Genomic DNA, 20542 nt, shown 5'->3' with positions numbered 1-20542 from the left:
AATAGGAAAGTATTTAGTTACGGGACGGCTTTGGCGTACCCGAATTTAAGGAGTGTTATGATGCAATCAATTAAAGGAAAAACAGCGATCATCACAGGCGGAGGGCGCGGAATCGGCCGTGCGACAGCCATCGCCCTTGCCAATGAAGGCGTCCATATCGGCTTGATCGGCTTGAAGCAGGAAAACCTCGACAAAGTATCTGTCGAACTGCAAGATGCGAATGTCAAAGTGGCAACTGCTTCTGCCGACGTGACGGATCTCGCTGCGATTGAACAAGCGACCGAGAAACTCAAAAACGAACTTGGCGATATCGATATCCTGATCAATAACGCAGGCACCGGGAAATTCGGCGGCTTTTTGGAATTGTCACCGGAAGAATGGAAAAATATCGTCGATGTCAATTTGATGGGCGTCTATAACGCAACACGTGCCGTACTTCCAGGCATGATCGAGCAGAGTTCAGGGGATATTATCAACATCTCGTCCACTGCCGGACAAAAAGGCGCACCGGTCACAAGCGCTTACAGCTCTTCCAAATTCGCTGTCATGGGCTTGACCGAATCGCTCGCGCTTGAAGTACGTAAACACAACATCCGTGTCACGGCAATGACGCCTAGCACAGTTGTCACAGACCTTGCCCACGAATCAAATCTGATCACCGGTGATGCTGAAAAAGTCATGCATCCGGAAGACCTGGCCGACTTGATCGTCGCCAGCTTGAAACTACATCCGCGCGTCTTCGTCAAAAGCGCTGGATTGTGGTCGACCAACCCGTCCTAAAAAAAACGGGGTTTGAGGAAATTTCCTCAAGCCCCGTTTTTTATTTGTGTTCGTTATCCGGCACATCTCGTTCGTCATCATTTGATACATGCTTCGAATACTCTTTCGCGTCTTCCTGCTGGTCTCTGCCTTTTTCTTCACCGTAATCCGTCGCTTCATTATCTCCGTCCAAAGCTTCTTTTGTCTTATTGATTGCTTTATCAATTGCAGACTCGCGCGCCCCGAGTTGCTTTTCCGGTGTGCGTCCTGCCGTTCCCTTTCTAGCCATACAGCAATTCCTCCTTATCAAGCATTTTGTATACTGTACCCGCTCACTCGGAAATTACACCTACTTGAACACAGAACCCTAGTCTGTCACTTTGCTAGAACATCCCGCTTTCGTGGTTATTGCGCCCTGCTTGCCGGCTCGCATCCGCTGCAGCAGAATCCTGGTTTGCAGTATTCGCTTTTTTATCTAAACTGTATTTCTTTTTGGTCAATTTATCCACCACATAACTGCCGATAAACAAAGCCCCAAAGAATCCCCAGAAAATCCACATCATCCAATGCATAAAATCCTCCCCTTCCATTTCGATTGTTCTTCACTTTCCTGTTGTTTTATAATACGTTTCCATTTGCATAAAGTGTCAAAAATCGGTATTTTCAGTAATTTTTTAATAAACTAACATCTTAACTCTCCTTGTAAATATTCAAGAGATGCTATGAAACTAATTATCATCTTATCCTGTCTTTATTAACATTAATTCCCTATATAATTGGAGGCAAAACTATGTGGTTCCTATTCGGATTGATCGCAATCGTTGCGACTGGTGTAAATCTTTATTTGTACGCAACTGGTAAAGACTATAAATTAGCGATGGCAACGGGGTTATCATTTACCGCTTTGACCCTTGTGGCACATTACAGCCTGGTCGCCGATTGGGTCCGTGCAGAAGATTGGTCTGCATTATCAGATGTCATTCCGATCATGTCATCTGCGCTGTGGATATTGACGGTCATCTCGATTTTATTGAACATTATCCCCGTGCTTCTCGAATTTAAAAGCGCGAAAGAATAATTGGTTTTCTTCAATGATCAAAAACCCCCGCATCCTTGTAAAAGGAATTGCGAGGATTTTTGTGTAAATCTTTTCGATAGTCTTTCATATGGCCAGCCTTATATTTTGTTCAATTCGTGATCCAACATTCCGTAAACAACGCTGTCCGTCCATTCATTTTTATTCCAATAATCTTGTATAAAATACGCTTCTTTTCTCATCCCTATGCGTTCGCATAACTTTTGGGAAGCGGTATTTCTGGCATCAAGCGTCGCTTGGATCCGGTGCACATGATAGTCATTAAATAAGTGGGCCATCAAGCTTTCCACCGCTTCTGTCGCATAGCCCTTTCCGCCAGACGCAGAAGAAAAACTATATCCAATTTCTACAGTGTCTTTCATATCCGTATACCAAGCCGACAGATCGCCAATGACCTGTTCATCCAGAACAACCGCTAAACTGATCATGGTGTTTGGTGTAAGTGAACGGTTTACTAGCTTTTTATTAAATTTTCCTTCCATATTCCCGACATGCCATTCCTCATGCAATAAATACTGACAAACCTCTTTGTCACTGTAAATTGCAAAAACGTCCTGTATGTCCTCTGCTTGAAATGGCCTAATGACTAATCGTTCCGTATTCACTAGCATATTTACCTCCCATCACTTCAGGCTCATGACCGATGAGCTTATTCACTTAACGCCATCCTTCAATCGATAAATAAACTTTTTCTCAATCAGCTCACAAGCATTCGCTTCAAATATTCGCTGCATCGGGATATTGTGTTGGCCGGTTGCGCCAATGTAATACGCGGCACCCATTTGTTTAAGGAGCTGCAGGGATAACTTATGAAGGTATGCGCCCCATCCCATGCCTCGAAAAGCAGGTATGAGCCCGTAATAAAACAATCTCCCTTCACCGACAGTTCCCTGTTCGATTTGGGGCATAGTCACGCCTATCGCTTGGTCTCCATAAAAAATGACGAGGCAGCTTTTTTGATAACCCGCGCCAAGTTCCGATTGCATCCCTTCAAACTCTTTTTGCGCAGACAGCGAGGTGAAAGGAGCGGAAGCATTGAGCGAACCAGCGCTGGCGTCCATCCATGTTTTCAAGAATACAGCATCCGTGATTTCTTCCAATGATTTAACCGAAAGCGGCGCTTTTATCTCCATATCTTCTAAAGCAGACAGTTGTCGCCTATAGAAAAATTGAGTATCTTGTATTTGAAAACTGAATTTTTCAAGCAACTCTCTATACGGTATATATTCAGCTTGCTGTTCGTTAAGTATGATCGAAACTGATTGAATATCCTTTTCTACAACGTGTTTCTTCATTTCACTTAACATTTCTTCAAAGTGTTTTGCAGACTCGATTTCCCCTATCTCTTCCATCACCAAGTAATTGGGGGTCCCATCTAAAATTTTAGCTCCCCGTGTAGTAAACATATCCACCACCCCTTCTCCCTCAACTTAGTATAACTAAAATGATTCCATCTATTGGATACGTAGACAGGCAAAAGGAGAAAAGCGTGGCTTAGCACCGCTTTTCCCCTTTGGAAGTAAATATTGAACTATCTACAAATATCCTGGCTAGCATAGTTAGTCATATCCATACGCCATTTTCACGTTTTGCTTATCAAATACCCAGTCAACAACTACCTACCAGATCGATTCCGCCCATTCCGGATGGTCGACAAACGGGTTGCGGTTGCCTTGTATATCTTCAATTTTCTCATTGCGCTGCTGTTCCCAAGCGCTGACAGGATCTTGCTCATGCCATTCGAGCAACACGGAAATCTTGCCGTGGTAAGGCATCGAACCATTATTCACCAGGTCATTCAGTTCCAAATCCACGCCGTCACCTGATTCATAACGGACCGCCATATAAAATAGCATACGAGCGACGTCGCCTTTCACATCATTCGGCGGCTCCCAGGAAGTGGATGTGCGTAAGCAACCATCACAGCCATTTACGGCACTGCCGCCATAGTTAAAGTCCAAATTGCCGCGCAGCCCGTTCACTTGAACATCAGTTGGGCGCAAATGGTGGATATCCGTCCCCGCTCCCATTGCAGTCCCAAAACTGCCGTGAGACTTCGCCCATGTGTGCTCGCGGTTCCAATCGCCGACGTTGCCGCCGTTCAAAGATTTCGAACGCGACTCGCCTGTATACAATAACAGCACGTTATTCGGATTATTCGGGTCTTCATCTGTTACTTTCAATGCGTCCCACACTTGTGAATAACTCAGTTCAGTATGGCCATCAATGATTTCGTGGAGTTCCGCTTTCAATGAATCGCCTTGCAAACCATTCGTAGTCTCATAATAACCATCAAGCGTTGGTGTAGGAACTGGTGTTTCACTAGATCCGTCTATCGTGTGGCTTCCTAAAAACTCGAAGGTATCTGAGGGATACACAGTCCACTCAGACGAAGGGTCGAATGCATCGTTCACTACGCTGTCGCCTGACTGGATATCCGGATTGCGGACCAGTGTGACGTCTTTCATGTTTTCAATGCGCGATCCTACTTGGCCAACCGAATCGATCGGGGCGCCTGATTTTTCCAATACCAATGCGTCGTCGCCATTAAAATTCACGACACTGTTATTTTGCAGATCGCCCTTCCCTTGAATCGCCGAACTTGCGCCGCTATGGTAAACGACGACCGTATCACCGCTCGCGACAGTTCCGGAAAGTGCCATTTCGCTTTGGGAAGACGTGCTGCCATTGGTATACAGCGACAGTGTATAAGGGCTCAATTCAACAGAAGCACCTGTCCCGTTGTAAATTTCGATTGCTTTATTGAAGCTGCTGCCTTCAATGTATTCAGAAATAAACAAGTCATTTGCCGGCGCAGCTGCCTGCACCGCCGATTGCGTAGCCGGCACCCCAAAGCTTGCGACTAACCCCACTGATAATAGCGCCTTTGCTGATTTGTTCCAGAAGCTGTTATTCATCTTACTGTCGTCCTCCTTTGTAGTAAAAGCCCTTTATTATGTATTGCTGGTTTTGTTCTGCAAATTATTGGAATTTAATTATTCTAATTTACAGTTTTTTCTTCTTTCTTATCCAACCTTACAGAACGCATTCTAAAGCGTCAACATTATTTAGCAAAAATTACGTAAACTTAATAAAACATAGAATCTCGGCAGCGATTGTTTCCTTGGCACATCATCGCTCTAAATCTTGCTAGCTTACTTAATGAATTGCATTCGAAAATAAAAAACCAACTTAAGATAAGCTGGTTTAATGATTTATGCTTAGTTAACTTGGATGATGCTGAGTACGTTTTTTACTTTGAACATACGTGTAAAGCAAGGCGCCTATAACGAATGGAATTACGGCAACTAGTATACTCGTCGTTTCTGTGTAGATCAAAACGGCGGGTGAAAACAAGAGAATAATACTTACTACTTTCAAAACAGGTATCATCAACATCCCCCTAAAATATTTGTCTGCCCAGCTTATTCGAGAAAAGTGTAAAAGAGATTGGACTCACCAAGCAGTGTCACTTCATTCAATCCTTCACGGCTTGCTACCTCATTAACTTGCATTGTGGGATCAAAAATTTCTCCGTATAGCACAGTAACTTCTACTCCAGCTTCTGTTTCAAACGTGAAACTCCCTGTCGTATATGGCAAGTCGCCCGTGACTTCAAATCCGTGGTAGGGAGCGCTTCGGTACCAGCTATAACCCTTTTCACTTTCTGTGATACTTGCTACACCTAGAGAATTGTCCTGTGCATACGACACGATTGTTTCGTCATCGTATTCTTCAACGGACATAGGGGACGATGCACTGATGCCTTCCCCTTGCAGACCCTTTTTAATTGCCTCTTCCCGCGTATCGTACCAAACGGCCTGATCGCAAGCAGCCAAGGTGAACACGATACATATGCCAAGAATTATCGTTTTGAAGCTTTTCAAAGAATTCCTCCCTCATCATCACTAGTTTTTCATCGTAATACGATTACCTAATGCAATGAATATAGGTCAAATCATCGTCAACACGAACGTGATGACAAGTGCCTGTCCCAGGATAATCGATAAGTTCTTTGTATTCATTATTTTTTTCTCTGGAAGCAGTAGCTTATACACCACAGAAAAAATCACAAATAAAATAAGAAAAGTGAAAAGTAGAGCTGATAAGAACTCGGTCATTGGATTTCCTCCTAGACTTTTTTAATTGTTACTTCAATTGATCCATTCATTGAGCATTTCTTCCGAAAGCTCACCTTCATGAACCCGTTCGATTATCCCGTCTTGATTTACCAGAAAAGAGGCCGGTAATTTCCCCACGTGATAAGCTTCTTTAATGGCTCCATCTTGGTCGATGAGGACTGGGAATGAAAGGTCAAATTGATCCACAAATTTTTGCGTAACGAAATCAGATTGCCCTAAGTTGATGGAAATGACGTTAAATCCATTCGCTTTCTTACTCGCGTAGGCAGTTTCTAAAGTGGGCATTTCTCGCTTACACGGTTCGCACCAAGACCCCCAAAAATTAATCAAGGTTTTTTCTTGCATGTCGTCTTCTAATGTAAGCGACTCTCCCACTAAAGTTTCACCCGAGAAATTAGGTGCCTTTTCTTTTATTGTAGACATGGCAGTTTCGGGTTCATCAATCATTCCTTGATAAATTGCAAAAATGATCATTATTACTAAAGCTCCTAAAATAGACGTACGATAAATTAATCGCTTCTTCTTTTTATCCATGTTAATTCACGACCTTGTCCATAATTTTGTAATATTAATTGGAATTGATGGAAATATCCGTTATTTCTCTATGTTAGAATATCATAGAGGTGTAAACTATGGAAAATGTAACCATTCTTATCGCATTAGCGGGAGGTTTTCTAGCCTTCATTTCTCCTTGCTGCTTACCTTTATACCCTTCCTTTATTTCGTACATAACGGGCGTTTCGGTCAGTGAATTAAAGGAAAACAAAGATGTGTCATTCAAGAAAAAAGTATTAATGCATTCGGTCTTCTTTTCTCTCGGATTTTCCGTTATCTACTACATTCTAGGGTTCTCCCTAAGTACAATAGGCGGATTATTTACAACCAATCAAAAGCTCATCCAGATGCTCGGTGGTATCTTCCTTGTGTTTATGGGGTTATTTCTAATAGGAATCATCAAACCTGAATTCATGTTCAAAGAAAAACGATTGAGTTACAAAAAGAAATCCGCAACTTACCTTAACTCGTTTGTCGTCGGTTTTGTTTTTTCAGCAGGATGGACTCCTTGTATCGGCCCTATTTTTGGCGCTATTATTACTTACGGAAGCCTTGTTAATCCCGCTCAAACCATTGCCGTGGTGACTGCTTATTCCCTTGGTTTTTGCATTCCTTTTATCATCATGGCGTTCTTTATTGGAAAGACAAAATTCATTTTGAAATATTCCGCTGGGTTAATGAAAGTCGGAGGAATTATCATTGTTCTGCTGGGAGTTATGATTTATTTCGATAAGATGTATTATTTAAACATCTGGACAGCCGATCTACAGTATTTCATTGAATCTTGGCTCACTTAAAAAGGAACCGTACAGAAAGGGTTTCTCCTCTTCCTGTACGGTTCCTTTGACTATTTTCGAATGATTCCAGACATTAACTGTCTTAAGAAATGTAGGGAGCTGGCGCATCAAACCTCGCATATACTTTATAGCTATCTCCTTCGTCCTCGGTATAAATTCTGCAGTTCTCAATAGCCGCTAACCTAAAAGCCAACGCACAAGCTATTTTATAGTCGGGAGTACTGTAGCCGTCATAAAGTCTACCGTACATTTCATTAGCTATGGAATCAGCCCATACATCCGCTTCATGCATCGTCTCAAAAACCACTTCTTCCGCTTTCCACCTATTCATTATATCTTCACCCTCAGCACTAATATTCAAGTTCTCGTACGGGTAATTTTTAATCCGGTGTGATTCCCCTAGACAGATTATTCAACGCCAAAGATTTTCATTTTCATAAAATATTGGGATCATAAGGCTCCATCAAAGCTGATGTCACTTCTTTTCTTTTGTGCTCGATTGTTTTGATTTTTCGAAGCGTAATAACTGATAGAACAAAAAGCAAGATAAATAAATAGACATTTTCTTGATTATCCTTGCTCACAATTTTTGTCATAACTTTTATTTCCCCTTCCATGCAAGTCGCCAATTTCATATAACTTTACGAAATGCCCTTAAGAAATAAAATTGCACTATATATTGTTATTTGCAAACTGCTTTCCATCAGAGGAACCAGTTTTTCTATTTTCCAAAGGACGAAAGAAACTTCACTCTGTCCCCCATCGGCGGAATGTTGTTATCGACTAACGCCACCTCTAGAATGGCAGGGCCGTTCAAGCCTGTTAATGCATTCATTACATTTTGAGACAGGTCTTCTAAAGCATCTACGTGGAAATTCGGGATATTCAATGCTTCAGCCATCGCCGCAATATTGACCGGCTCTTGTTCGAAAGAAGGATGCGAGCGCTTGTATTGCAAGGTATGCCCTTGGTAGACCATGCCTAAGCGCGCATTATTCATAACCACAAACAAAACCGGCAGATTGTATTCTTTGGCGGTGAGGATTTCCATGCCATGCATAAAGAAACACCCATCTCCCGTCAGTGCTACGACCGGCCGATCAGGTTCAGCCAGTTTCGAGCCAATCGCCGCGCTTAACCCGCTTCCCATCGCTCCGAAATGGACGTTGATGTCAAATGTATCTTCCTCCAACACTTCCATGTGGTGAATTACATAGGCCATGAATTCACCGATATCAATCGTATAGCGTGTGGAAGGCGGCAATAATTCTTGCAACTTCAACAAGACATTTTTTGTATTGTATTCCTCTTCCCGTCCAGTTTCCGGATCGCGCTCCACCAGCTTCACGGTCTCAGATCCTGTCAGCCCTCTGTCTTTAAGTTCCTCAATTAATTGAGATAAACTGTCAGACATATCCCCATGTACGGGAATATCTACAGGGTATTTCCGATTAAAGACGGTAGCATCAAAATCCACCTGAATCACAAAGCGGTCTTTCGCAAGATGAGCGTTGTAATTGCTGGTCGCCGTCTCCCCTAAGCTAGATCCGAGTACCAGCAAGGTCTCTGCATCGCCTTCGTTCACCAGCAAAGACGTAGGTTCATTCCCGGCAAAGCCGAAAACGCCTGAGAAAAGTGGATGGTCTTCCCGGAACAGCCCCTTCGCTACAGGTGTCGCAACGATTGGCCAATCGAGCAATTCAGCTAGTTCGATTACTTGGGCCACCGAATTGCGCACGCCTTGTCCCGCGAAGATGAACCCTGTTTTCTTCTGCATCAATTGATCGGCTACTTGCTTCACTAGCTCAGCATCTACCGGGGCATGACGCTCGATTTCCAACTCAGGGATAGGCAACTGTTCCACATTCCCCATTTGCACATCAATCGGCATCGCCACATGGACCGGGCCAGGTACACCTGACAGCGCAATTTGTGCCGCTTTTGCAACCTCGCTCAATAAATCGGCTGGATTCAAAACCGTCACGCTATACTTGGTTATAGGTTGAAAGAGCGCTTGAGCGTCGAGTTCTTGAGAAGCATTCAGCCCCATTGTACTGACGGGTACAGCTCCTGTCAGAAACAGGATCGGCAAGTGCTCACGCATTGCATTGGCGGCTCCGGTCAATAGATTTGTGCCTCCAGGGCCGCTGCTGCCGATGCATACACTTAACTGCTTTGAATATTTTGCGTAGGAAGCAGCCATATATGAAGCAGCCCCTTCATGTTTGGTGACAATCGGGGTCATTCCAGGAAAATCCAATAATTGATCATAAAACGCATTGACTGAACCTGCTGGTATACCAAACACATACTTAACGCCATTTCCCTCTAAAAACTCCAACACACCACGAACTGCTTTCATATCAAACCCACTCTCCCCAGATAGTAATAGCCGAAGCTTCACGTCGTTCTTAAATCAAAAATTCCTTGCACAACTTCTTGGACTCACTCCTGTAAAATTGTTATATATTTCAAAAAACTTTTTATTCAAATTTTACCATAGCTTTCATCTCAAAATGCACAATAGTTAAAAGAAAATTTCAATAAAAAGAAGAAGCTCTTAATTGAGCTTCTTCTCTTACGATAATCCGGCCAATGTATATGGATATCCAATTGGCTAATCTGTTGGTGATTTGAAATTTTTGTGTCCACTCTCTTTCTATTACAGGAAGTTTTCATGTTCATCCCCTAGCTGATGAATATACATGTCCACTTCAATGGTAGTTCCTGTTAAATAGCAAAACTCGATGACCTCTTCGTTAAATGAAATCCAAGGCTGTTCTTCTTGATAAATACTCGGAACAATCATTAGAAAAAAACTCACGTCGTATTGCTGCTTAATTTGTTTTAGTTGCGGGACTTTATTTTTGAGATTTTTGATGGTGTCTCGGCACTGGGCTTCTACATCCAATCTTCCAATCTTAGATTTTTCGGCACTCCATGCAGAGAAAAGATACTTGGAGCCATCTACTCTTCTATCACCATAAGCCCAACTGCTGAAAGCTTGAATGTCCAGAATGCGCGTAATTTCCTCCGGATTAAAAATTCCTTTTTCATTTGCAACTAAACCTTTGTCGATCTTCCCGTTACTTTGGATACCAAAATAAGTGTAACTGCTCGTTTTTTCCATTGGACACCCCTTATTTTTCTTAACTAATGCAATCTTATGTACCTAAAGAAGAACAAGACAGAATCAAATGTAAAAGAATCAATTAGCATTAAGTTAGTTTGATGCTGGTGTTGCATACCTACTCCCTGCTAGAATCTCCTCAGCAGTCAATTCAAGCCACTCCTCAACCGGCATATCAGGGTGCTGCTTTAAAAATTTCTGCATAATGTCATACCCAATGAGATGAGTAGAAAAAGGCGGCACTTCGGTAATGGCATTTCCGTAATAAAAATCATTCCAAACTTCGATTTCAGCAGAATCTTTTTCTTTTAAGAACAGCACTTTAGTTTGTTCTGTAATTTTTTCATCTGCATTGGCCATCCACTCCAATTTGGATTCAGGGTAGATTATTTTCGCAAACGCTTCAGCTTTTCCTTCCATCACTACAACCTCCAGCAAGGTTGAGGAGATTGAATTCTTCGCTGTTCCTCTTTCCATATCGATCATGTGAAAGTATTCATGGGCGATGGTGTGTTGTAAGTCTTCTTCAAGAATAATTGAAGTGACAAATAGAGCAATGACGTCCTGCTCCAATGCGACTCCTGGAGGATTTAGTTCTTGGGTCTTCCCATGTGTATATGCCGGATTAGCCGGAAAAATATGTACAGTCTTGTCACTGCCGGGCAACATTTCCGCCGATTTCTTTAAGGCCTCCTCGATTGCTGTATTTAGAGGCTCTTCCCGATCCGATAAGGCCTGAAGTTCGCTCTGCAACGGGATGATGTCTTTAGGTGGCGTAATAAACCAGTAATCTGCATACTTTTTGCCCTTCACTTCCCCAAAAGCGTTCATTTGGAACGGCTCTGTAACGGTTTGAGCATAAGACTCCTCAAGTGAATCCGGATTTTTCTTGGCTAATTTTATGTAATGGTCAAATGATGGATAATACGAAAACAAGTCAAACTTTTGGTTCCCTACCTCCACTACGGCCGGTTCAATCGAAGGTATTTGTTCGTTCTCTACTTCTTGTACCGCTTTACTTTTTACTGCTGTATCGGTTAAATCATCGGTTTCCACGAGCTCCACTGAACACGCTGAGGAAAATAACGCTGAACACACCACAATGAGGGCTAGACTTTTCTTCAATAGATTCCACCTCTTCTAAGACATTTGTTTTCCATTATCTAAACGCATTGAAAGTTTTCAATAAGTATTTGCAGTTTTTTCTTTACTGGCTACACATTCCTATTGTAGGGTATATGTACAATATTTGGAAACGTATTTTATTGATTCACTCTAATCTTAGACAAGGAGGTCTTTTATGGAAACCATCGTCAGAATTATAGCTACTGGCATTTTAGTGTTTTTATTATATGTTTTATTTTTTATTGAAGATTCCACCCCTTATACCCCTTTCATAATGATTGCCTCAGCCTCTGCTTTTGTTTTGCATTTTATTTCAGTGAAGTATTTTGATAAAAATCATGATTAGTTATTTAACAAAAGAAAGGAACTCAGTTGAATGAAATCTTTAGCCCTCTCTTTAACAATGTTCACTAGCCTTTTCTTAGTGGCTTGCCAACCTGTCGAGGCCCCTGTGACGGAACAAGCGGCTCTTCCAAGCGAGCGTCCTCAATTTTCCGTAAGCACAGCTGACCAATTAGATACATCCACCCGAACACTTTGTTGGGAAGAATGTGAAAATAGCGAAGCACGCGTTAACGATCAGCTCAGTGATCTGGACAATCTTGCAAAAGAAGCTCCCATTTTTCAAGTGGATGACCAGCAAAATCTAACTGTCGAGCTAGGGACTGAAATCGACCCTACGCGTTTTTCTTATATTACATATGAACGTGATGGAGAATCTGGCAGTACAAGTATATCAACTCAAAACATTGAAGAAGGTGTAATTGAAGTCGTTGGAGATATGCCGAAAACATATGTAATCGGAGCCGAATGGTACAGCGAAGGCAATGAGAAGTTACTGGGAAGTATCTATACTATTTTCACTTTGGAAAACTGACTTTTTAATAAGTAAATATAATATCCCAAAAGTTGAAACGGGTGAGAACTTCGCTTTGTATTAGCAATTAAAATAGTTAAATGCCTCTAACCGAAAGGATGATGATATGTTTAAATCCAATCGAACGAACCAAATTCTCAAAATTATTGGTATCTGGATCGTTTACCTTCTCGTATTTATGAATGATACCTTTACTTACCCCCAAGACAGAACCTTCATTATTTTCGCTACAGTATTTTATATATTCCTGACTGCGTTTTTCCTGTGGAGAATAAAAAATCCCAGTAAACGAGTGCGTTCAGAAGAAAATATAAGCCGGTGAGAGTGTAAAGGGAGATGAGTTCATGAAAACTAGAAAGAAAGTAAGAAATCAACAGATAGCTGGTTTTATTCTATTAATATTATGCGTTATGTTCACTCCGTTTTTAACTGAAATATTTTCTATTGCTACACTTTTAGTTGGTACTGCCATCACATGTTTTGGAATAGTTTACATTGTAGGTAAGCTAACGAAAGAGGATACCTAGCTAATAGAAACTCTAGGCTTCCAATTTACATAACTAAGTAGGTTTGTAAAAATACGATTTCCACAAAAAAAAGAAGAAGTTTAAGCTTCTTCTGATCATCTCGCAATATGTAAGTATTCAAGTCTCATCATTACAATTAATCAGGCGACTTTTCTATAGCATTAATTTTATTGACATTAACCCACTTCGAATCATCTTTGTCTTCCTGTAGTTGTTCTATTATGGTTTTTCTTGAAATGATAATATCGTATTCAGTAAAAAAAGAATAAACGAAATCCGAGTGTACTTTCCCGTTCTTTAATGTAAGCGTTACTCGGTCTCCACTTTCCAACTCTTTTAAAACCGGAAATCTCTCATTAATCTTATGCTGCTTTAATACCCTTAGTTTATTGTTTAAATAACTTTCTCCCCATAGCATTAAGAGAATTATAACGACCACTCCCCACCATCCGATCTGATCGTAAACAAGGGGTCCTAGGAGGACGAAGATACCAAAAATAAGACACTTAAAAACCAATAAAAAACTTTCAAGACATACCCCTCACCCTGCAGTTAGCGCCCCCTCAAACACATAGACAATAATGGAATGTAGGTTCAAGGAAATATTCACTTTTTTTATTACTTACCTGTCAAATGTGTTTTCTATTTCTTTCTATATCGGCTATTAAATCTTTTCACTATGACTTAGCTGAAAATCTTTTATTAATTAAGGAAAGATCCCCATCCCATATCCACCTAGGTATATAACTATAGTTGAAGAGAAAATAACAAAGGCTTTAATTAGCCAATAGTTAGCAATTGCTGGCAGTGGCGTAGATTCTCGGAATGCATCCCAGTTTTCGTGCTCCATAAATCTCTTTTTCGTAAAAAGTTTGAATCCACAAGCTAAAGAAAAAACACCGAAAATGGTAATCAGAGTAGAGGGGATGAAATCACTGTTCAATTAATTTGCTCCTTTGTAGGTATATATTTTTTCAGTTGTGACTTCAGGCGAATTACACCCCTGCATAATTTTTGTCTTTTTCATTAAATATTGTAATTATTTTACCATTAGAATGTATTGAATATGCATGCGAAGAAAATATATAATTTTGAAACCGTTCGAAAAAATTATTCTTCTAAACAAAAAGAAGAAACTCGTATTTGAGCTTCTTCTTTTCCGATAAGCTGAGATATGTAAACTCTTGTCCACTCAAAAATACGATTTTAAAGCCAATGTAACTTAATTGCTAGTAAATTACATTCGGTATTAAATAAGTTCAAGCTTTCTTTTTCCCAATTTGTCATTCAATCTAGCTAATTGATTGATAATAACGATAAGTAAAACCCCGATTACAATTGCAAATGCATAGAGCACGACTTCATCACTATCGCCCACCGTGAAAATTAAAAGAGCCAAAATCGCATAAAATCCGATAATAGATAATAAAACAGTAATTAAGCCGTTTAAGATATATTTCATCTCAATTTCACCTCTTTTTATACTTTCAACGCTACTGAATGTAACTTAATTCACATTAAGTTACATTCAGAGTTTTTTTATCTTACTATCATCGTTAACTACTCTTTGTTTTTTATTGGAGAATCACCTTTTTCCCAAGTTGCTGGTCCTTCATCATCTTGTATGAACTTATTCCAATATTGACCTGATTCTTTATCAAAAATGATAAGGTTATTTTCATTTGCAGGGACTAATTCATACCGATGTTCATTGTTTGTACTAGCTACCTCGGAATCTTTTTGTCCTAATGCCGTTACTAAAGAAAACCCTAAAATTGCAAACCCTATTATAATCGCAAGGCCAATAATTAATGACGAACTGTTTTTCATTTTCTTCCTCCTTATTTTTTAGTAGTTTGAATGTAGCTTAACTACACATACGTTACTTTCAAAACCTTACATCTTCAAGAAGCAATCACATTCTAACTTTCGCATTTCCGTTCAATTTTCTAAAACCTTTTCCTTCCATACTGAATCTATGAATTACTCATCGCGGTGGCATAATTCTTCTGCAATCTTCTTGATCCGATTTATGGTGATGCCGTTTCTTTGCTCAATAGCCATTGGATGGCCCGTCGGTTCCAATTCAATGAAGGGACGCATTCCGACCGAACGTATATGGACCATCGTTTTCAATTCCAGCGTTTCGGGATAACACGGAATGGACGTTGATAACCAGCCGAACATAGGATTCAATTTTCGCTCTCGTCCTTCCGTTTCCCAGTATTCCGTAGTCAAATCAAAATTGGATTCACTCAAGGAAACCCAGATATTCCAGATAAAAGGCCCTTCGCCATCAGTTACGGGAATTTCAATCGCTCCGCGTATGAAGAAATGTTCATCATCTACAATGCACAAATCTTCATTCATCTCAATTCGGCCTTCCCATTCCTCTTCTGGAATGTCCTCGCAGTAATCGGGCACAGGGCTGCCATAACTCATCGGAAGCTCCTTATGGTGTTCTCCACAAGTCTTACAGAAATAACCTTGTTCACTTTCGCTCATCGTTACTGCTCCTTTTAACTGGTTCTTTTACACAAATTCAATTGGCTAGATTTTTTCTTTATTTCAAATATACTAAGCCGGTCTAGAGATAGCTAGTTAATTTTGGAAATAAAACCCTTGTAACAGCACAATTACGAACTAGCATTCGTAAATACATCAAAATACTTTACGAAGGTTTGCAAATTTACATACAACTTTACGAACGATTTTCAGATATAAAACAGCAGAAATTCAACCCGAATATAACGATATTGTCTGCATACCTTCCGATGCTTCTTTTTAAGCAACTTTTTTTATACCAGCAATGCCATAGCTTTTTAATAAAAGTTCTCGAGATGGTTTTGTAACTTCTACTAACTTAAAAATTTCTTCTTTATCACATTCAAATCCCTTTCTACCTATTGCTTTTCTATATCCAAAAAACCGAAAGGCAAGAAGCGCCTTTCGGTTCATACTCTACTGTTTATAATCGTGGGTCGACCGGGTCAGACTCCATGGCCAATGCGGCTAAAGTACATTCGTGAACCCGCTCAATCGTTTCTCCATTTACATATCGCGTAAGGCCCTCGAGTCCAAGTGCGAATTCTTTCAAGGCCATCTTTTGCTTTTTACCAGTATTCCTATTTTTTAATCTTTCCAGGTTTTTCTGCTCCAAATAGTCCATGCCGTAAATGATACGCAAGTATTTCCGGCCCCTTACCTTAATGGCCGGCTGCAACAACTTGCCTTTGCTTCGGGCAATATAAAATTCAGGTTTGATTACAATACCTTCATGCCCGTCTTCCGTTATCTCCTGCCACCAACGAATCACTTCATCCTCACTGGCTTGGTCAGTGATGACTTTAAATTCCGTTTCCACAAACAGTTCGGATTGGCTGGCAAGTTGCCGGTTCATTTCCATGTGCCATGTATGCGGTTTGTCGAAAAAGGTTCCGTTGCTGTGGGCCAATACATGGAAAGGTGCAATCTGGATAGACTTGCTTGAATCGATGTCCCAACAGTATTGCTGAAAGACTTTTTGAAAGTCTAGCGCATTTCCAAGCTTTTCTTCGTATTCATCTAGCCACCTCTGCAACTCGCTGTTCGCCGGAAGTGCAGCCGACAATTTTTCTTTCAGCAGCGACCGGTCAAGTACGGCATTTTCCGCCACATGTGCATATTGGCTGCTGATTAATTCTTTGGCTTTTAAGTTCCACGGCATGATCTCCGCATCTAACAACACACAATCCGTATCGTGCTCCCCAAAATAATTTATTCTATTTAGTTCTTCATTCAACTGTAGAAGCAATTGTGCTTCTGTTTCGTAGTCAAAAAAGCGTTTTCCGGTCCGGGTATAAATACAGCCAAGCGATTCGATGCCAGTATGTTTTGATGAAGTCTCTTTGTCTTTAAATAAAAACAAGATCCCTCTGCTGCCCATATGCTTTTTCTCCGCAATCATTGTGTGAATTCCGTTACTTCTGAAATACTCTATTGCTTCTTTCGGATGCTCCAAATATTGCGGCAAAGCGGATGGTTTCGGTGTTGGGCTCATTGTCGGCGGAATATATACCAATTGCTCGATGGGAACTGTGTAATGCGACACCGCATCGATTGCCGATTTCACCAATTCCTGTGGTATCTTCACTTCACTCAACTGCTCAGTCAATACAGAATAACCGTTTATAAACTTCGCGATATTCGGTGCATTTAACCGGTTTTTTTCCCACTCAGCTAGTGGATTATCAATGGCTCCGGAATAATCTTTCTTTGCCTTAACAGACACAAAAGTCCTTTCCGGATAGCGGTAAGCTGTCAATTCGCCGCCGAAAACAACTCCTTGATCAATATTGATCGTATTGTTGATCAATAAGGGCTTCGGTTTCGGGTCATGGCCCCATACGATTAACAAACGATTTTCGTGCCCCACCGTCCAGTCTTTCCGGAGGGGTTTGCCGTTGTCGTCAAACCCGCCCGTATCCCCGTATCGGCAAAAATCACTGATGGCCTCGGATTGCTTGCCGATAAACGAATCCTTGATTCCTGCATGCGCACAGACCAGTGTCCGGACGCCATTTTTCGTGAACACATAATGAGAAGGCGCCTCTAGCAGAAACTCTTTTAATTGCAGCTTCAGCTTTTGAGCCGTTTCTATTCCTTCGCGTTCTTCATAAACCGACAACTCTTCTTCCACTCGTTCATCCCCATGGCTCAAGACCACTTGCCGCCCGTCCAGCCACCTGGCGATTTTCCAGCCGTGGTTGCTGTCGACCATCAGTGCCCGGCCGCTCTTGACATGCTCGAGGAAGAAGCGCATCGTCTCAAGCGAAGCCGGTCCTCTGCTCATGACGTCACCGATCGAAACGAATTTGCGACCTTCCGGATGCTCATAGAAGCCTTCTTCGTTTTCCGCATAACCGATTTTTTCCAGCAGTTCAATCAGCTCATCGTGGCATCCATGGACATCGCCGATAATGTCGATGCCATTTTCTATCTCTACTTCAACTGGATTGGGATGCCTGAATACTTCCACATCCAATATATCTTTTATTGTATAAACAGAAGCAAAGCCCTCTTTTTTAATAAAGCGTTTTTCATTGCGGAAAATCTGATATTGTTGCTTGATGCGGCGTTTTCCCCTCGGATTGTCGCGGTCTTCATCCCTGTCAGTCAAAATCCGCTCTGGCACATCAAAAACAATCGCCTGAATCGCCACATGGTTCTTTTTAGCAAGCGCTATGTATCTTTTACGGTCTTCTGAACGGAGATGTGTGGCATCAACCAGCACCAATTTGTTCAACCGGCATCTGGCTTCAATGACCGTGTCCATAATGGCAAAAGCTTCTGCTGAAATCTCCTGGTATTCATCCAATAGCCCGGCAGCTTCATCTTGCGGACGGTTGCGCCAATCGATAAATTCCTTGTCACTCACCAAAATCCTGAATTCATCGGAACTTACGACTTCCGATGGTAAAATCTTCTCTTCTTCCACAAGCCTTTTCAGTAAAGTGGATTTCCCGCTATTGGACGGTCCTATTAGTAAAACGATTCCTCCGTACGGCAAGCCAATTCTCATCAAATAGCCACCTTCCTTTTGAACACACACATTTGCGTTGGACATCCCTGTTCTGGATGCTCTTCTCCAATTCCCGCAAATTCGATTTCATACAATCCCGCGTAGTTGATTTTCTTGCACCAATTCCGGAATTCCTGCCGTGTCCATTCGAATCGGTGGTCGGCATGGCGAAAATGATCGTCCATATCGTAAACTTCATTGTACTCGCGGTTTGGAGTCGTTACGATGAGTGATTTCGGCGCATAGTGATGCAAGATTAAATCGAACGCTTTAGGCAACCGTGGCTCGTCGATATGCTCAATGACCTCACACAAAATCATCAGATCTTTCTCTTTCAAGCGCTCATCAAAATAATACAGCGACCCCCATAAGGTTTCCGGTTCCACGAAATTCTCTTTATCTTCCACTTTGTCAAAGCGCCGCACCGCCTTCATCGTCTCCACTTGAGATGGCTCCACAGCCAAAATCTCTTCTACTCCGTCAATGAAGCCTAGTTTTACAGCCAGCTTTCCTTCTCCCGAGCCAAAATCGACGATGCTTTTCGGTTTCAATGCTGCCGCTGTTTCAGAGATTTTTGTATAACGCAATTCATTCAAAGAAATTCCTTTCACACGGGCAGTTACTTCTGTTTTTTCTGCTCCTGCTCCTCCGTTTCCATTTTCAACCAAGCTATAGACTTCCTTAAAACGAAGTGCACGCCGGTAGATAGTTTCCCGCATCGTATGGCTCTCGAGCCATCCTTCTCCGTATCTGCTGATTTTCTCAATCTCTTTTTCATCAATGTAATAATGCTTGTAGTCGTCAATCACTGGAATCAACACAAATAGGTGACGCAGTGCATTCTGTAATGTTTGCTCCCCAGTTAACGAGATCATCCGCACTGTACTTTTTTCTTTTAATTGAAAAGAATATTGAATCTCGGGCCGGGTTATCTGCACTTGATAGTCCATCGGTTCAAACAAAGCTATCAATTGCTGGTCTGACAAAGATGAATTGACCGGTCCAAGTTCAAAAGTGAACGGAAATGAATAGGTGACCCATTCCGTATACTCTTCTTTTGGCTGGCCGTTCAACGCTGTTCCGAGAGCTGAACGAATCATTGATAGAAAAATACTGCTGACGGCAAATTCTCGATCGTTAATATAATGGGTAATGTCGTAGGAATTCGATCCATTCTGGCTCATTTCAATCGGATCTGGCGTAACAAAAATGGTCATCTCGAGCTCTTTATCGGTAAACTTGCTATAAAACATGCGCACCATATGTCCTTTTTGATTTCTTTCGTATAAATTATTTGGATTTTTTGCTAGTAAGTATGAGACCGCTTTGACATTGTCTCCTGTCGTGCGAATAGTTAATTGCAATATAAACGCCCCTTTGCCTACTTTAAATGCTGAATAACACCATAAATATATCATATAAAATGGAATATTTTTCATGTATTCAGATTAAAAATTTATCCGATTCTTTTTAAAATCATTATTAGCCAACTCTAATGACAAATTGATTTTGAAAAGAATTATGAGACATGTAAAAAGAGCGGGAGAAGAAAATTGAAATCTTCTTCTCCCGCTCTTATAAACCATCGTTTCTAATAGGATGTTTACTACTTCTTCTTACTCTATAACTTAATATTAACTATATTTTATTTTCTGCAGCGCGCCTTACACTATTTCTAATTTTCATTGGTTGACTCCGATCTCTATTTTTACAACCGAATAATATTCTTGTATAGACATCGCTAGCAATCGTATGTTCCACTTAATAAAGATAAAATCCCAATAACTAATTGATTCATAAGGATTTAATCCCCTTATTGAAAAATTAAATAAAGCGGTAAACGGTGTTCTGATGTAATATTTACTGGCATGTTAGTTTAAACAAACCGATTCTGCACCAGTGGATTCATTTTTACTATTCAATTTCTTATATCCTTATATTCACATCTAAAAACCAATCCTTTTGTCGACAAAG

General features: G+C 41.1%; 27 protein-coding genes. 6 read left to right on the top strand and 21 right to left on the bottom strand.

Annotated features, from left to right (window positions below):
* Positions 1 to 60 precede the first annotated feature (60 nt).
* Complete coding sequence (locus KTG14_RS16695; protein ID WP_216971943.1) at positions 61 to 780, top strand: 3-ketoacyl-ACP reductase; 720 nt, start codon at positions 61 to 63, stop codon at positions 778 to 780.
* A 40-nt stretch (positions 781 to 820) separates the two neighbouring features.
* On the opposite strand, the gene KTG14_RS16690 is transcribed toward KTG14_RS16695, so the two are convergent.
* Positions 821 to 1048: a hypothetical protein gene (locus tag KTG14_RS16690; protein ID WP_216971942.1), complete on the bottom strand. Its 228-nt coding sequence runs from the start codon at positions 1046 to 1048 to the stop codon at positions 821 to 823.
* A gap of 94 nt (positions 1049 to 1142) precedes the next feature.
* Positions 1143 to 1331 carry a hypothetical protein gene (locus tag KTG14_RS16685; RefSeq protein WP_101189775.1) on the bottom strand — a complete coding sequence of 63 codons (189 nt, stop codon included), beginning with the start codon at positions 1329 to 1331 and terminating at the stop codon, positions 1143 to 1145.
* A 218-nt stretch (positions 1332 to 1549) separates the two neighbouring features.
* On the opposite strand from KTG14_RS16685, the gene KTG14_RS16680 reads away from it, so the two are divergent.
* Positions 1550 to 1837: a hypothetical protein gene (locus KTG14_RS16680; RefSeq protein WP_216971941.1), complete on the top strand. Its 288-nt coding sequence runs from the start codon at positions 1550 to 1552 to the stop codon at positions 1835 to 1837.
* 98 nt (positions 1838 to 1935) lie between these two features.
* On the opposite strand, the gene KTG14_RS16675 is transcribed toward KTG14_RS16680, so the two are convergent.
* The 6 genes from KTG14_RS16675 to KTG14_RS16650 form a co-directional block, all read right to left on the bottom strand.
* Positions 1936 to 2466, bottom strand: a complete 531-nt coding sequence (locus KTG14_RS16675; RefSeq protein ID WP_216971940.1) for a GNAT family N-acetyltransferase — start codon at positions 2464 to 2466, stop codon at positions 1936 to 1938.
* A gap of 42 nt (positions 2467 to 2508) precedes the next feature.
* Positions 2509 to 3261 (bottom strand): GNAT family N-acetyltransferase, encoded by a 753-nt coding sequence (locus KTG14_RS16670; protein WP_216971939.1) that lies wholly within the window; start codon positions 3259 to 3261, stop codon positions 2509 to 2511.
* A gap of 213 nt (positions 3262 to 3474) precedes the next feature.
* Positions 3475 to 4773, bottom strand: coding sequence for an endonuclease (locus KTG14_RS16665; protein ID WP_216971938.1), 1299 nt, complete (start codon positions 4771 to 4773; stop codon positions 3475 to 3477).
* A 507-nt stretch (positions 4774 to 5280) separates the two neighbouring features.
* Positions 5281 to 5742, bottom strand: a complete 462-nt coding sequence (locus KTG14_RS16660; protein ID WP_216971937.1) for a hypothetical protein — start codon at positions 5740 to 5742, stop codon at positions 5281 to 5283.
* 66 nt (positions 5743 to 5808) lie between these two features.
* Complete coding sequence (locus KTG14_RS16655; protein ID WP_216971936.1) at positions 5809 to 5976, bottom strand: hypothetical protein; 168 nt, start codon at positions 5974 to 5976, stop codon at positions 5809 to 5811.
* Between the two features lie 33 nt (positions 5977 to 6009).
* Positions 6010 to 6531, bottom strand: coding sequence for a redoxin domain-containing protein (locus tag KTG14_RS16650; protein ID WP_216971935.1), 522 nt, complete (start codon positions 6529 to 6531; stop codon positions 6010 to 6012).
* A 98-nt stretch (positions 6532 to 6629) separates the two neighbouring features.
* Between KTG14_RS16650 and KTG14_RS16645 the strand changes: the two genes are divergently transcribed.
* A complete protein-coding gene (locus KTG14_RS16645) occupies positions 6630 to 7349 on the top strand; it encodes a cytochrome c biogenesis CcdA family protein (RefSeq protein ID WP_216971934.1) in 720 nt (239 codons plus the stop codon).
* An 82-nt stretch (positions 7350 to 7431) separates the two neighbouring features.
* Here the strand turns inward: KTG14_RS16645 and KTG14_RS16640 are convergent, their stop codons facing one another.
* The 5 genes from KTG14_RS16640 to KTG14_RS16620 form a co-directional block, all read right to left on the bottom strand.
* Positions 7432 to 7680: a hypothetical protein gene (locus tag KTG14_RS16640; RefSeq protein ID WP_216971933.1), complete on the bottom strand. Its 249-nt coding sequence runs from the start codon at positions 7678 to 7680 to the stop codon at positions 7432 to 7434.
* A 103-nt stretch (positions 7681 to 7783) separates the two neighbouring features.
* Positions 7784 to 7945 carry a hypothetical protein gene (locus KTG14_RS16635; RefSeq protein ID WP_211653483.1) on the bottom strand — a complete coding sequence of 54 codons (162 nt, stop codon included), beginning with the start codon at positions 7943 to 7945 and terminating at the stop codon, positions 7784 to 7786.
* Between the two features lie 125 nt (positions 7946 to 8070).
* On the bottom strand, positions 8071 to 9711 hold the full coding sequence (locus KTG14_RS16630; protein WP_216971932.1) for a thiamine pyrophosphate-binding protein: 1641 nt from the start codon (positions 9709 to 9711) through the stop codon (positions 8071 to 8073).
* Between the two features lie 300 nt (positions 9712 to 10011).
* A complete protein-coding gene (locus KTG14_RS16625; RefSeq protein WP_216971931.1) occupies positions 10012 to 10479 on the bottom strand; it encodes a DUF4279 domain-containing protein in 468 nt (155 codons plus the stop codon).
* Between the two features lie 93 nt (positions 10480 to 10572).
* A complete protein-coding gene (locus KTG14_RS16620; RefSeq protein WP_216971930.1) occupies positions 10573 to 11604 on the bottom strand; it encodes a DUF2268 domain-containing putative Zn-dependent protease in 1032 nt (343 codons plus the stop codon).
* A gap of 175 nt (positions 11605 to 11779) precedes the next feature.
* Between KTG14_RS16620 and KTG14_RS16615 the strand changes: the two genes are divergently transcribed.
* The 3 genes from KTG14_RS16615 to KTG14_RS16605 all read left to right on the top strand — a co-directional run bounded on the left by KTG14_RS16615 (position 11780) and on the right by KTG14_RS16605 (position 13008).
* The gene (locus tag KTG14_RS16615; RefSeq protein ID WP_216971929.1) at positions 11780 to 11950 is read left to right on the top strand and encodes a hypothetical protein; all 171 of its coding nucleotides are present in this window, start codon (positions 11780 to 11782) and stop codon (positions 11948 to 11950) included.
* Between the two features lie 30 nt (positions 11951 to 11980).
* Entirely contained in the window at positions 11981 to 12481 is a 501-nt protein-coding gene (locus KTG14_RS16610) for a hypothetical protein (RefSeq protein ID WP_216971928.1), read from the top strand.
* 344 nt (positions 12482 to 12825) lie between these two features.
* Entirely contained in the window at positions 12826 to 13008 is a 183-nt protein-coding gene (locus KTG14_RS16605) for a hypothetical protein (protein ID WP_216971927.1), read from the top strand.
* Positions 13009 to 13144: 136 nt separating this feature from the next.
* Here KTG14_RS16605 and KTG14_RS16600 read toward each other — a convergent pair whose 3' ends face one another.
* The 8 genes from KTG14_RS16600 to KTG14_RS16565 all read right to left on the bottom strand — a co-directional run bounded on the left by KTG14_RS16600 (position 13145) and on the right by KTG14_RS16565 (position 19932).
* A complete protein-coding gene (locus KTG14_RS16600; protein WP_216971926.1) occupies positions 13145 to 13447 on the bottom strand; it encodes a hypothetical protein in 303 nt (100 codons plus the stop codon).
* 267 nt (positions 13448 to 13714) lie between these two features.
* Entirely contained in the window at positions 13715 to 13951 is a 237-nt protein-coding gene (locus KTG14_RS16595) for a hypothetical protein (RefSeq protein ID WP_216971925.1), read from the bottom strand.
* A gap of 306 nt (positions 13952 to 14257) precedes the next feature.
* On the bottom strand, positions 14258 to 14470 hold the full coding sequence (locus tag KTG14_RS16590) for a hypothetical protein (RefSeq protein ID WP_216971924.1): 213 nt from the start codon (positions 14468 to 14470) through the stop codon (positions 14258 to 14260).
* Between the two features lie 98 nt (positions 14471 to 14568).
* Positions 14569 to 14838: a hypothetical protein gene (locus KTG14_RS16585; protein ID WP_216971923.1), complete on the bottom strand. Its 270-nt coding sequence runs from the start codon at positions 14836 to 14838 to the stop codon at positions 14569 to 14571.
* 153 nt (positions 14839 to 14991) lie between these two features.
* Positions 14992 to 15513: a DUF2199 domain-containing protein gene (locus tag KTG14_RS16580; protein ID WP_216971922.1), complete on the bottom strand. Its 522-nt coding sequence runs from the start codon at positions 15511 to 15513 to the stop codon at positions 14992 to 14994.
* 279 nt (positions 15514 to 15792) lie between these two features.
* Positions 15793 to 15966, bottom strand: a complete 174-nt coding sequence (locus tag KTG14_RS16575; RefSeq protein ID WP_216971921.1) for a hypothetical protein — start codon at positions 15964 to 15966, stop codon at positions 15793 to 15795.
* Between the two features lie 10 nt (positions 15967 to 15976).
* Complete coding sequence (locus KTG14_RS16570; protein WP_216971920.1) at positions 15977 to 18568, bottom strand: polynucleotide kinase-phosphatase; 2592 nt, start codon at positions 18566 to 18568, stop codon at positions 15977 to 15979.
* Complete coding sequence (locus KTG14_RS16565; protein ID WP_216971919.1) at positions 18568 to 19932, bottom strand: 3' terminal RNA ribose 2'-O-methyltransferase Hen1; 1365 nt, start codon at positions 19930 to 19932, stop codon at positions 18568 to 18570. The genes KTG14_RS16570 and KTG14_RS16565 overlap by 1 nt, the downstream gene beginning before the upstream one ends.
* Positions 19933 to 20542: the final 610 nt, after the last annotated feature.

This window comes from Planococcus sp. CP5-4_YE, from assembly GCF_019042655.1.
In the GTDB taxonomy this organism is placed as follows: domain Bacteria; phylum Bacillota; class Bacilli; order Bacillales_A; family Planococcaceae; genus Planococcus.
Note: the sequence above shows the minus strand (reverse complement) of the source record. Positions and strands in the feature narration are given on the sequence as shown.